The organism is Halorarius halobius (assembly GCF_024298865.1).
Classification (GTDB): Archaea; Halobacteriota; Halobacteria; order Halobacteriales; family Haloarculaceae; genus Halorarius; species Halorarius halobius.
Genome location: NZ_CP101161.1, coordinates 1,128,616 through 1,141,387, shown reverse-complemented (window position 1 = coordinate 1,141,387; position 12,772 = coordinate 1,128,616). Strand labels below are relative to the sequence as shown.

General features: G+C 70.1%; 9 protein-coding genes and 1 pseudogene. 5 read left to right on the top strand and 5 right to left on the bottom strand.

Annotation, left to right across the window (positions count from 1 at the left end):
- Positions 1-6: 6 nt before the first annotated feature.
- Positions 7-2,460, bottom strand: coding sequence for a prolyl oligopeptidase family serine peptidase (locus NL112_RS06055; RefSeq protein ID WP_255151728.1), 2,454 nt, complete (start codon positions 2,458-2,460; stop codon positions 7-9).
- Between the two features lie 149 nt (positions 2,461-2,609).
- Between NL112_RS06055 and NL112_RS06050 the strand changes: the two genes are divergently transcribed.
- On the top strand, positions 2,610-3,050 hold the full coding sequence (locus tag NL112_RS06050; RefSeq protein ID WP_255151727.1) for a DUF4407 domain-containing protein: 441 nt from the start codon (positions 2,610-2,612) through the stop codon (positions 3,048-3,050).
- On the opposite strand, the gene serA is transcribed toward NL112_RS06050, so the two are convergent.
- A complete protein-coding gene (gene serA / locus NL112_RS06045) occupies positions 3,017-4,609 on the bottom strand; it encodes a phosphoglycerate dehydrogenase (RefSeq protein WP_255151726.1) in 1,593 nt (530 codons plus the stop codon). The genes NL112_RS06050 and serA overlap by 34 nt on opposite strands.
- 236 nt (positions 4,610-4,845) lie before the next feature.
- On the opposite strand from serA, the gene NL112_RS06040 reads away from it, so the two are divergent.
- From NL112_RS06040 to NL112_RS06030, 3 genes and pseudogenes are all read left to right on the top strand, one after another.
- Positions 4,846-7,467 carry an efflux RND transporter permease subunit gene (locus NL112_RS06040; RefSeq protein WP_255151725.1) on the top strand — a complete coding sequence of 874 codons (2,622 nt, stop codon included), beginning with the start codon at positions 4,846-4,848 and terminating at the stop codon, positions 7,465-7,467.
- A 100-nt stretch (positions 7,468-7,567) separates the two neighbouring features.
- A pseudogene (gene serB / locus NL112_RS06035) lies at positions 7,568-8,224 on the top strand (phosphoserine phosphatase SerB); the annotation flags it as partial.
- Between the two features lie 106 nt (positions 8,225-8,330).
- A complete protein-coding gene (locus NL112_RS06030) occupies positions 8,331-8,549 on the top strand; it encodes a hypothetical protein (RefSeq protein ID WP_255151723.1) in 219 nt (72 codons plus the stop codon).
- 29 nt (positions 8,550-8,578) lie between these two features.
- Here the strand turns inward: NL112_RS06030 and NL112_RS06025 are convergent, their stop codons facing one another.
- The 3 genes from NL112_RS06025 to NL112_RS06015 all read right to left on the bottom strand — a co-directional run bounded on the left by NL112_RS06025 (position 8,579) and on the right by NL112_RS06015 (position 12,417).
- Positions 8,579-9,871 (bottom strand): O-acetylhomoserine aminocarboxypropyltransferase/cysteine synthase family protein, encoded by a 1,293-nt coding sequence (locus tag NL112_RS06025; protein WP_255151722.1) that lies wholly within the window; start codon positions 9,869-9,871, stop codon positions 8,579-8,581.
- Positions 9,872-9,946: 75 nt separating this feature from the next.
- Positions 9,947-11,146 (bottom strand): homoserine O-acetyltransferase MetX, encoded by a 1,200-nt coding sequence (gene metX, locus NL112_RS06020; RefSeq protein WP_255151721.1) that lies wholly within the window; start codon positions 11,144-11,146, stop codon positions 9,947-9,949.
- On the bottom strand, positions 11,143-12,417 hold the full coding sequence (locus NL112_RS06015) for an O-acetylhomoserine aminocarboxypropyltransferase/cysteine synthase family protein (RefSeq protein ID WP_255151720.1): 1,275 nt from the start codon (positions 12,415-12,417) through the stop codon (positions 11,143-11,145). Before NL112_RS06015 ends, metX begins: the two co-directional genes overlap by 4 nt.
- Before the next feature lie 184 nt (positions 12,418-12,601).
- Here NL112_RS06015 and NL112_RS06010 point away from each other — a divergent pair, with 184 nt between their 5' ends.
- A complete protein-coding gene (locus NL112_RS06010; RefSeq protein WP_255151719.1) occupies positions 12,602-12,739 on the top strand; it encodes a hypothetical protein in 138 nt (45 codons plus the stop codon).
- Positions 12,740-12,772 lie beyond the last annotated feature (33 nt).

Below are 12,772 nucleotides of genomic sequence, written 5' to 3'. Positions count from 1 at the left end.
GGGTCGCTACGCTCCCCGCTCGCTGGGCTCCGTCGTCTCGCTACGCTCGACGACGCCGTCCACCGTGTACGTCTCCTCGCCGCGCGTCACGGTCACCTCCCGCTCGCCGTCCGGTGCGACCAGCCGGACCGTCGTCGGGCCGTCGCTGTCGACGTCGAGCGTCAGCGGCGCTGTGGGGTCGAGCCCCGCCGCCTCGACGTAGAGGGTCACGGAGTCGACGCGCCGGAGCTTCAACTCCAGCGTGTTCTCGGGGCCGCGCACGTCCTCGGGGTCGGGGTCGCTCCACTCGACGCCGCGGCTGACGTACGGCTGGGGGCGCGCGCCGACGTTCTGGAACGACTCCGCGTCGGGTTCGGCGTACCCCTCCGCGAGCGAGACGGCGTCGACGAACGCGTTGTCCCCCATCCGGAGGTCGATGTCGTCGACCCAGTAGGCGCCGTCGTGGACGAGGTCGAGGTCCTCGTAGTCGAAGCGGGGGACGCGCCGGTAGGTGACCCGCTGTGGCGTGTGGTCCACCTCGCCGGCGGCGAGATACTCGGGGCCGCGGTCCCACGAGTCGAACACCGCCGGCAACATGTGAGTCGTCGGGAACACGTCGAGCTGGTGGCGGTAGCCCTGTTCGGAGAGCCGGCGGGCGTAGTTGCCGACGCCGAGAAGCGGCGCCAGGGCGTCGCCCGCGCCGTTCCACATCAGCATCGGCACGTTCCGGAGGTTCGCGGTTATCATCAGCGCGTTCTCCGGCCGCTCGGTGAAGATGGTCAACACCTCGCCGCCGCCGCGGCCGCCGAGCAGTCCCTGCGTGAGCGACCGCGGCAACCCGAACAGGTTGTCGGTCTGCCCCTCTAGCGGGTCCTCGGAGGGCGTGCCGACCATCGAAAAGCCGCGGGCGAACAGGTCGGGGTGTTTCTCCGCGAGCAGGAGGGTGCCGAACCCGCCCATCGAGTAGCCCGCAAGCGAGACGCGGTCGCGGTCGACCTCGTAGCGGGTCTCGAGGTCGCGCCACGCCTCGAACACGTCGAGTTCCCCCTCGCGCTGGTACCACGTCGCGGTGCCGCGGGCCTGCGGCGTGAACACGATGGTCCCCTGTGCCTCCGCGAGCTGTTCGACCAGTTTCGGCATGAACAGTTCGTACTGGTTGTGGTTACAGCCCAGCGAGTGCAACAGCACGACCATCGGCGCGGGCTCCTCCAGGCTCTCCGGCACGTACACCGAGTACGGCTGGACCCGCCCCTCGAAGGTGTTGTGCGCGGGGTCGATACCCTGCCCGAACTCGTAGCGAGAGGGGTACAGCAAATCGAGGTGGCCCGACTCCGGGACGGACGACTCGGTGACGCCCTCGCGCAGTTTCCCGAAGTCCACGTCGGCGTGGAACCGCGAGACGTCCCGCTCCGCCAGGGCGAGCGCCTGCGCGTGGTCGCGCCAGACGCCGTGGCCGAACGCGCGCCACAGTTGGTCGTCGAGTGCGTCGGGCACGTCGATGGCCGACAGCAGGGCGAAGGGGTCGTCGACGCTGTCCAGCAGGTCGCCCAGGTCGTTCGACCCGCCGAACAGGCCGAGCGGGTCCGCGAGGTCCGAGACGAGGCCGGGCACGTCAGCGAGGAACTGCTGGACGTTCGTCGGCGCCTCGAACAGCAGGCCGAACAGTTCCTCGTGGAGGTTGTGGCGGTCGACGTTCGCCTCACAGGGCTCGTCGAACCGGAAGCCGACGTTGAACACCGGCGGCACGTCCTCGCCCTCCCGTCGGCCCCCGGGAGTCTCCCGGCCCACGTCGACCCCCACCTGCCGGAACCCGCCGGCGTCGTCGTCCCACAGCCCCGTGAGACAGTAGTGGCGCCAGGTCTCCTCCCCCGGGGAAAGCGGCACCTCCACCTCTATCTGGTTGCGCTCGACGTCGACGCTGACGCGGTCGTCGTCGACTGGTTCGCCGTCCAGTTCCGCACCCGTCCCCCACGTCACGAGCACGTGGTCCGCGGGCGAACCGAGGTCGCCTAGCCCGTAGCCCCAGTCCGTCCGACCGCCCTCCGGGTCGCCCGTGCCCGACGTGTCGATGCCGATGGCGACGGCCGCGGCGTCCGGCACCAGCATCGTGTTCAGCGTCACGCGGTAGGCGATTCCGTCGTCGGTCGGTCGTGCCCGAAACTCCAGGAGGTCCGCCGCGTTGTAGCCGTAGCGGTCGGCGTCGTTCGGGTAGTAGACGTCGCCGGTCGGCACCTGGTAGATGCCGCCGACGCTCTCGGCGCCGGCCGGCGGCTCAGCGAGAAACGAGCGGGTGTCGGCGCCGTGGTCGTCGTAGACGAAGTCCTGATACAGGTACTCGCCGTCGGCGTAAGCGTCGTGGCCCGACGCCAGCAACGGCTCGGCGGCCCACCCCTCGCCGTTCTCCAACGGGGGTGGCGTCGGGTTCTCGCCGTACAGCGCGTCCGGTCCGGGACGCGGACCGACCTCCGACTCGTCGTCCATGTCCGGAGGTACGTGCCCACGCCCAAAGTGGTTCAGCCGTGAATTACCCGGTGGTTAATACGCCACGACCGGGCGCGACGCCGTCGCTGACGCCCGTCCGTCGGCCGTCTGACGGGGGTATTTGCCCGTCGAGCCCGAAGTCGTGGTGCATGTCAACACGCGACTCGCCGACGCTCGTCCGGACCACGGGTCTCACCCGCGACGAGGCGTCGGAGACGACCGCGGCGGAACGGCGACTCCGTACGACAGTCGACGCACTGGAGGCCGAGGTGGCCGAACTGGAGACGCGGCTCCGCGAGCGCGAGCGGGAACTGGCGGCGACCCGCGAGCGCCGCGCCGAGAGCGAGCGGGCCCGCGAGGACGCGGCGGCGTGGGCGGGCCTCCTCGCCGAACAGCTCCGCGCCAGGGACGAGCGGGTCGCGGAACTGGAAGCCGAGCGGGACCGACAGCGCGAGCGCGTCGAGCGGGTGACCGACCGGTACGAGGAACTGCTCGCCGAGGCCCGAGAGTCGGAGAAATCGACCGATGATGGACTGCTGGCTCGACTGCGGTCGTACTACCGGTCGGTCGTGCCGTTCAGTTCGATGTAGGTCACGTCGATGATGCGGTCGTCCGCGAGCAGGTCCTCGCGCACTTCGGGCGGAATCTCCTGGTCGACGTTGTAGACGGTGAGCGCCTCGCCGCCGATGGTCTCGCGGGCGTTGTACATGCCGGCGATGTTGATGCCGGCCTCGCCCATCTCGCTCCCGATGAGGCCGATGACGCCCGGTTCGTCGGTGTTGCGCGCGACGACCATCTTCCCGCCGGGGATGGCGTCGACGCGGTAGCCGTCGACCCGGACGATGCGCGGGTCGTCGCCCGCAAAGAGGGTCCCGCACACGGAGATGGTGTCGTCGGCGCCGCGCACGCGGACCGTGACCAGGCTCTGGAAGTCCTCGCTCTGCTGGCGCTTCGTCTCGCTGACGTCGATGCCCCGCTCCTCGGCGACCCGGGGCGCGTTGACCGCGTTCACCTGCCACTCCAGCGGCTCGAACACCCCCTTCAGCGCGCTCGCGGTCACCAGGTCGAGGTCCTCCTCCGCGATGTCGCCCTCGTAGACGACTTCGACGCCCTCGATGCGGCCGTCGAGCAGTTGGACGGCTATCTTCCCCGCGGTCTCCGCCAGGCCGATGTACGGCTCGACCCGCGGGAAGGCGGCCTCGTCCATCGACGGCGCGTTCAGCGCGTTCATCACGGGTTCGCCGTCGAACGCCGCGAGCACCTGCTCGGCGGTGGAGGTGGCGACGTTCTCCTGTGCGGCGCTGGTCGACGCGCCGAGGTGGGGCGTGACGACCACGTCGTCGACGTCGAGTAGCGGCGACTCGGCCGGCAGGGGCTCCTCGCCGAACACGTCCAGCGCCGCGCCCGCGAGCACGCCGTCCTCGACGGCCTCGGCCAGCGCGGTTTCGTCGACGATGCCGCCCCGGGCGCAGTTGACGACGTAGCCGCCCTCCAGTTGTGCGAGTTCGTCTTCCCCGATGAGGTTCTCGGTGTCCGGGGTCAGCGGCGTGTGGATGGTGAGGAAGTCGGCGGCGTCGAGCACCTCGTCCAGTTCGGCGAGGTCGGCGCCGACCTGCGCGGCCCGCTCCTCGGAGATGTACGGGTCGTACGCGACGAGGTCCATCCCCAGCGAGCCGAGCCGTTTGCCGACCTCCTGACCGACACGACCGAGACCGACGATGCCGAGCGTCTTGTTGTTCACCTCGGTGCCGAGGTAGTCGCCCTTCGCCCACTCGCCGTCCTTGAGTCGGGCGTGGGCCTGCGGGATGGAGCGGGCCGCCGCAAAGGTCATCGCCACCGTATGCTCGGCGGCGGCACGGACGTTCCCCTCGGGCGCGTTGGCGACGATGACGCCGTGGTCGGTCGCCGCGTCGATGTCGATGTTGTCGACGCCGATGCCGGCGCGGCCGACGATTATCAGTTCCTCGGCGGCCTCGAACACCTCGTCGGTGACGTCGGTGCCCGAGCGGACGATGAGCCCGTGGGCGTCGGCGACCGCGTCCAGCAGCGCGTCGCCCTCGGCGTCGTAGGCCGTCTCGACGGTGTGGCCCGCCTCGCGAAGCCGGTCGATGCCGGCGTCCGCGATGGGGTCCGTGACGAGTACCTTCATGTTCCACGGGGCGGGGGCCGCGGGGATAACGCTTTCCTCATCGGCACGATTCGACGCCGGATTATATGCTCGTTTGTGTATATATTTCTATTTTTTGGACTGCTGATACACACACCTATGCCCCCAGCACCGGGGGAACGCGGCGGTCACGTAAGCGGCCGGCAGACGCCGGCGGCACCTATAAGTCCGCGGTGTGTCAGGGTGCCATCAGTGAGTCCCCCTGCGGAGTGGTCGGCGTGAGACGGGCCGAGCAGTTCGTCGCGTGGGCGCTGTCCAACCGTCGGACCGTCGTCGTCGCGGTGCTTCTGGTCACGCTGGTGCTCGGTCTCGCGGCGCCGAGCGTCACGCTCAGCACCTCGCTCGAGGAGTTCCGCGGCGGCACCGAGGAGGCACGCGCCGACGCGTTCATCGAGCGGGAGATGTCCGGGAGCGTCGCCAACGTGAGCCAGAGCCTCGTCGTCATCCGGGGGCAGGACAACGTGTTGACGAAGGAGCAGTATCTCCAGCATATCGAACTCCAGCGGGCGTTGCTGGCCAACGAGACGGTCAACCGGACGCTCGAACCCGACCAGCGGCCGCTGTCCATCGCCAACGTCGTCGCTATCCTCGCGGTGCGGAGCCAGGCGGGCGTCGACGCCGAGAACGTCAGCATCGAGCCCCGGCCGTCGCTGGACGCCCAGGAGGCGGCGCTCCGGAACCTCAGCGACTACCGGACCGGGCTGTTCACCTCCTACGCCGTCGGCATCGTCCTCGACGACTACGAGCACACCTGGCCGCCGGGTGGCGGGTTCGCGTTCGTCCCGATGTCCTACGAGGGCCGCGGGAAGACGGCACCCGCGACCAGCATCGTCGTCTCCCACGAGGACGAGACGACGCCGGCGAACCTCACGGCCGCACAGGTGGCGATGGTCGAGGTGGCGAACCGGGAACTCGACTCGACGGAGGCCGTGGGCATCGGCAACGGCCTCATCAACGCCGAACTCCGGCAGTCGGCGCTCGACTCCGTCACCATCGTCGGCCCCGTCGCCTTCCTGCTGATGGTGCTGGTGTTGTCGTTCGCCTACCGGGACCTGCTCGACGTCCTGCTCGGCCTGCTCGGACTGGGGATGGTGCTGACCTGGACGTTCGGGTTCATGGGCTGGATGAACATCACGTTCAACCAGCTGTTCGTCGCCGTTCCCGTCCTGCTGATGGGGCTGTCCATCGACTACGCCATCCACGTGTTCATGCGGCACCGCGAGGAGCGGGGCGGTGGCGTCGTCGACCCCGCCCGGGAGACCGGCAGGTTCGAGTTCGGCGAGGACCGCGAGGGGCCGGTCGACGTCGAGCCGGCGATGCGGGTGGCGCTGTCTGGCGTCGGCGTCGCGCTCGCGCTGGTGACGCTGACTACGGCGACGGGGTTCCTCTCGAACCTCGTGTCGGGCGTCGCCCCCCTCCGGGAGTTCGGCGTCGTCTCCGCGGTGGGCATCGTCGCCGCGTTCGTCGTGTTCGCGGGGTTCATCCCCGCCGTGAAGGTGGAACTCGACGCGGCGCTCGAGGCCCGCGGCTACGACCGCGACCGGCGGGCGTTCGGCTCGGAGGGCGGCCGCCTCACCGCGTTCCTGGCCGCACCGGTCGCCGCCGCCCGCGTCTCGCCGCTGGGCGTGCTGGCGCTGGCGGGGCTGATTACGCTGGCGGCGGGCGCGGGCGCCGTCACGGTCAGCACCGACTTCCAGCAGGACGACCTGCTCGTCGAGGAGACGCCCGAGTGGACCGACGGGCTCCCCGAGGCGATGGAGCCGGCCAACTACACCGTGCAGGACAACCTCGACTACGTCCGCGAGTCGAACTTCATCTACGACGGGACGACGACCGAACTACTGATACGGGGCGACGTGACCGACGACGACGCGCTCGAACGCGTCCACCGGACGATGGACCGGGCCAACCGCTCGGAGGTGGCGCTGATACTGCCGAACGACGAACCGGGGACGCGGTCGGTGCTGACGATGATGTGGGCCGTCGCCGAGGACGACGAGGCGTTCAACCGCACGCTCCGGCGCGCCGACACCGACGGCAACGCCGTCCCCGACCGGAACATCGAGGCGGTGTACGACGCCTTCTACGAGGCCGCGCCGGATGCGGCCCCGACGATGCTCCACCGCGCGGACGGCGAGTACGACGCCGTCCGGGTGACGGTGCCGGTCAACGGCTCCTACGGGGAGGGAACCATCACCCGGCAGGTGCGCAACGCCACCGCGCCGGTAGAGGGCGACGGCCTGGAGACGACGGCGACCGGCCAGCCGATTATGAATCAGGCGGTCGCCACCCAACTGTTGAACACCGTCACCCGGAGCCTCGCGGTGACGCTGGTCGTGGTGCTGGCGTTGCTGATGACCGCCTACCGGCGCACGCTCGGGTCGGCGTCGCTCGGCGTGGTCACCCTGCTCCCCATCGCGATGGCGGTGACGTGGATAGTCGGCACGATGGCCGCGCTCGACATCCCGTTCAACGTGATGACGGCCGTCATCACCTCCTTCACCATCGGCATCGGCGTCGACTACTCCATCCACGTCGCCGAGCGGTACGCCTCAGAACTGGAGCGGTTGGGCGACGCCACCGAGGCGCTCCGCGTCGCGGTCCTCGGGACGGGTGGCGCGCTGTTCGGCTCCGCCATCACCGACATCGCGGGCGTCGGCGTGCTCGTGTTCGCCATCCTCGTCCCGCTCCAGCAGTTCGGCATCATCACCGCGCTCACCATCGCCTACTCGCTGATAGCGAGCGTGTTCGTGCTCCCGGCCCTGCTGATGGTGTGGACCCGCCGGCTGGCGCCCGCGTCGCTCGACCCCGGTGCGGACGCGAGACCCGCCGACGACTGAGGCGACGAGAAGGGGTTCGGCGCCCCCGGCGAGCGATGGGCGGGAGCCCGACCCCGTCGGCTGGCGAGGCTGACCGGAACCACACCCTTTCAAACGCCGCTCCGTCCAAGCGTCGGGCATGCTGATAGCCTTCGACTTCGACGGGACGCTCTCCGACTCGGAGATGACCGTCCTGCTGGGCGACCGGCGCGGCGTGGCCGACGACATGGCCGCCATCACCGAGCGGGCGATGAACGACGAAATCGAGTACGCCACCTCCCTGCGCGAGCGGGCGGCCCTGCTGGACGGACTGTCCGAGTCGGACGCCGAGGAGGCGTGGCAACAGGTGCGGCTCCGGCCGGGGAGCGCCGAGGTGATAGACGCACTCCGCCAGGCGGGCCACACCGTCGCCATCCTCACCGGCGGGTTCGAGCGGGGCGTCGAGCGGGCGCTGGAGGCCGCCGGCACCACCGTCGACAGCGTCGTCGCCAACCGCCTGCCCGTCGAGGACGGCGAACTGACGGGCGAGGTCGAGGGGCCGCTCATCGAGGGGACGAAGGACGACGAACTGGAACGACTCGCCCGCGAGGTGGGGGTGCCGATGGCCGAGACGGTCGCCGTGGGCGACGGCGCGAACGACCTGCCGATGCTCCAGGTGGCGGGCCTCGCAGTGGGGTTCGACCCGAAGCCGGCCGTCGAGCCGCACTGCGACGACGTGGTCGACTCGATGGCCGCGCTCGCGGACCTGTTCGAACGGCGAGACGTGGTGTCCGGGTAGGCCGAACCGCGGGGGCGACCGGCCACCATCCAGGGGAAGCCGACGGGCGTCAGACGCCCGTCGTACGCGAGTTTTTGCCGTTCCAGTCGAAACGGAGGGGTAGACGATGGGACTGGGACTCTTCGACCGGGTCGGACGGACCGTCGGCAAGTATCCACTGCGCGCCTCGGGCGGCGTCGCGGCCGTCGGCGGCGGCGCCGCGACGTACGACGCGCTCGGAAGCGGGGCGACGGCGTCGGAGGCGCTGGCGTTCCTGCTCGCGCATCCCGCGTACCCGCTGGCGCTCGTGGCGGGGCTCCTCGTGTTGCTGTTCGTCGAGGGGTAGTCGACGCGGCCCCGCGGCGGCCGCGACGCCTACGTCGAGGCGTCGATGGCCGCGTCGAGGTCCGCGATGATGCGGTCGGTGTCCTCCAGGCCGACCGACAGGCGCACGAGGTCCTGCGTGACCCCCGAGGACTCCTGTTCGGCCTCGGTCAACTGCTGGTGGGTCGTGGAGGCGGGGTGGATGATGAGCGTCTTCGCGTCGCCGACGTTCGCCAGCAGACTGGCGAGGTTCGCCCGCTCGGTGACGCCCTTGGCGGCCTCGTAGCCGGCCGACAGCCCGAACGTTATCATGCCGCCGTAGCCCCCGTCGAGATACTCGGTCGCGTTGTCGTGGGTCTCGTGGTCCTCGAGGCCGGGGTAGGTGACCCACTCGACCTCGGGGTGGTCGTCGAGATACTCCGCGACGGCCATGGCGTTCTCGCAGTGGCGCTCCATCCGGAGCGGGAGCGTCTCCAGCCCCTGCAGGGTGACCCACGAGTCGAACGGCGACTGCTGGTTGCCCAGGTCGCGCAGGCCGCGAGCCAGCGCCGCGTACGCGAACGCCGCCTCGCCGAACCGCTCGGCGAAGTTGACGCCGTGATAGGCGGGGTTGTCCTGTGCGATTTCGGGGAACTTCTCGGCGTGGTCGGCCCACGGGAACGTGCCGCCGTCGACGAGGATGCCGCCGACGGTGGTTCCCGACCCGTGAATCCACTTCGTCGTCGACTCCCAGACGAGGTCCGCGCCGTGCTCGATGGGCCGACAGAGTGCCGGCGTCGCGAACGTGTTGTCGACGAACAGCGGCACGCCGTTCTCGTGGGCGATGTCCGCGAGGCGGTCGAAGTCCGGGGTGACCAGCGCGGGGTTGCCGATGGTCTCGCAGTGGACGAACGCGGTGTCCTCGTCGATGGCCTCCTCGTAGGCCTCGTAGTCGAGCGTGTCGACGAACCGCGTCTCGACGCCGCGGCGCTCGACGGTGTGGGTGAGATAGGTGTACGTGCCGCCGTACAGCGACGACGCCGACACGATGTTGTCGCCCGCCGACGCGAGCATGAACGTCGCGAGGTCGAACGACGCCATCCCGGAGGCGGTGGCGCGCGCGCCGACGCCGCCCTCGAGTTTGGCGAGGCGCTTCTCCAGCGTCGCGTTCGTCGGGTTCATCAGCCGCGAGTAGATGTTGCCCGCCTCCTCGAGCGCGAACAGCCGCGCGGCGTGGTCGGCGTCGTCGAACTCGTAGGAGGTGGTCTGGTACAGCGGCGGTGCCCGCGCCCCGGTGGTCGGGTCGGCCTCCTGGCCGGCGTGGAGCGCGTCGGTGAACAGGTCGGGAGTCTCGTCGTCGCTCATCGTCCACTCGACGACCGAGAGCGGATTAAACACCGGAGACAGCGTCAACCGTTGCCCCGACCTGTGACGCGTGGGTCAGTCCGAGAACAGGCTGGTGTGGACGGGCGCGAACTCCGAGTCCTCGTCGTCGGACTCGCGGGTGTCCGTGACGGCGTTGCCCCGGACGCCCGCCTCGACGAAGTCGGCCAGCGGCGGCCCCACCCGGTCCGGCTCCACGAGGAAGGCGTCGTGGCCGTGGTCGGACTCGACGACGTGGTGAGCGACCCGGCTGTCGGTGGCCCGGAACGCCTCCGCGAGCGCCTCGCCCTGCTCGACGGTGAAATGCCAGTCGCCGGTGAACGACAGCACCATCGCCTCGCCGTCGAACGCCGCCAGCGCCTCCGCGGCCGACTCGTAGCCGGCCGCCAGGTCGTAGTTGTCCATCGCCCGCGTCAGATACAGATACGAGTTGGCGTCGAACCGGTCGGCGAACTTCTCGCCGTTGTAATCCAGATACGACTCCACCTCGCGGTACGGGAAGAAGCCGGCGGCGGGGTCGGTGGGGAACGTCTCGCGGGCGGCGTCCATCCCCGCCGAACGGCGGCCGAACTTCGCCTCCATCGACGACTTCGAGAGATACATCACGTGGCCGAGTTGGCGGGCGAGCGCCAGCCCGTGGTCCGGGTCCGGGCCGTCGCCGTAGTAGTCGCCGCCCTGCCAGTTCGGGTCGGTCGTGATGGACCGGCGGGCGATGGCCTCCAGCGCGAGACACTGCGCGTCGAGCCGTGCACCCGTCGCCACCGGGATGACGCGGTCCACGTGGTCGGGGTGGCGTTTCGCCCAGTCGAGGGCGTTCATCCCCCCGACGGAGCCGCCGACGACTGCGTGGAGGTGGGGGACCCCGAGGTGGTCGAGCAGTTCCCGCTGGGCGCGGGTCCAGTCGCCCACGGTCACGGCGGGGAAGTCGGTGCCCCACGGCTCGCCGTCCGGCCCCTCGGTGGCCGGCCCCGACGAGCCGTAACACGACCCGGGGACGTTCGCGCAGACGACGTAGTAGTCGTTGGTGTCTATCGCCTTCCCCGGGCCGACGATGTCGTCCCACCACGCGGCGGCCTGCCCCGCCGTCTCCCCCGTTCGTCGGCGGCCGGCGACGTGGTGGGAGCCCGTCAAGGCGTGACAGACCAGCACCGCGTTGTCGCCGGTGAACTCGCCGTACGTCTCGTAGGCGAGTTCCAACTCGGGGATGGACTCGCCGCAGTCGAACTCGAACGCGCCCAGCGCGACGGTGTCGCTCATATCGCCTCCGCGAGGTCCGCGATGACGTCCTCGCTGTCCTCGATGCCGACCGACAGGCGCACGAGGTCCGGCGTGACACCGGAGGCGCGCTGTTCGGCCTCCGAGAGCTGTGCGTGGGTCGTCGACGCCGGGTGAATCAGGAGCGTCCGCGCGTCCCCGATGTTGGCGAGGAACTTGCACAACTCGACGTCCTCGCAGACGCGCTTGCCGCCCTCGTAGCCGTCCTCGAGGCCGAACGTTATCATGCCGCCGTAGCCCCCGTCGAGATACTCGGTCGCGTTGTCGTGGGTCTCGTGGTCCTCGAGGCCGGGGTAGTTCACCCACTCGACCTCGGGATGGTCGTCGAGCCACCTCGCCACCCGCTGGGCGTTCTCGCAGTGGCGCTCCATCCGCAGACCGAGCGTCTCCAGCCCCTGCAGAGTCGTCCAGGCGTCGAACGGGCTCTGCTGGTCGCCCAGCGAGCGGAGGCCGCGGTGGCGGGCCGCGTACTCGAACGCGCGGTCGCCGAACCGCTCGGTGAAGTCGCGGCCGTGGAACGCCGGGTTCGCCGTGATTTCGGGGTAGTCGTCCGCGTGGTCGCTCCACGGGAACGTGCCGCCGTCGACGAGGACGCCGCCGACGGTGGTGCCGGAGCCGTGAATCCACTTCGTCGTCGACTCCCACACGAGGTCCGCGCCGTGCTCGAACGGGCGACACAGCGCCGGCGTCGCGAACGTGTTGTCGACGAGCACGGGGACGCCCCGCTCGTGGGCCACCTCCGCAATCGCCTCCATCGGGGGTGTCACCAGCGCGGGGTTGCCGACCGTCTCGTAGTGGACGTAGGCGGTGTCCTCGTCGATAGCGTCGGCGTACGCCTCGGGGTCGAGCGTGTCGACGAACCGTGCCTCGACGCCGCGGCTTCCCGCCGTGTGCGAGAGATACGAGTGAGTGCCGCCGTAGATGGAGGACGCCGAGACGACGTTGTCGCCCGCCGACGCGAGCACGAGCGTCGCGGCGTCGAGCGCCGCCATCCCCGACGCGGTGACGCAGGCGCCGGAGCCGCCGTGGAGGTCCGCCAGCCGGCGCTCCAGCACGCCCGTCGTCGGGTTGGAGATGCGCGAGTAGACGTGGTCGTCCGTCTCTAGCGAGTACAGTTCGGCCGCCCGGTCCGCATCTTGGAACTCGTAGGAGGAGGTCTGATGGATGGCGGGGGCGGCGGCCCGCGTCGTCGGGTCCGCCTCGTGGCCCGCGTGGAGACACCGCGTGTCGAAGCCGAAGTCCCGTTTGCTCATGTATGTGACGCATATCGCTCGAAGAATCTATAACCGAGAGTTACGGCAAATTCTGTCGCGGGGGACGGAACGCGGCGTCAGACGCCCGGCAGACGGCTCGCGAAGGGACCGGTCGCCATGTGTCGGTTTCCAGTTCCGGGCCGGTCGGGTCGTCTATTAGAGGGTGGCGGTCGTTCCGACGGGCATGTTCGACCGTCTGCGACGGGCACTGCGCGCGGAACCGAGCGCGGACCTCCGCGAGTGTCGCCGCTGTGGCACCAGCGTCGACGGGGCGACGTGTCCGGCCTGCGGGTCGACCGAAATAGCCAGCTACCGGCTGTGAGTCCCGCACCGATTTGTCGGCTCGGCTCCTACG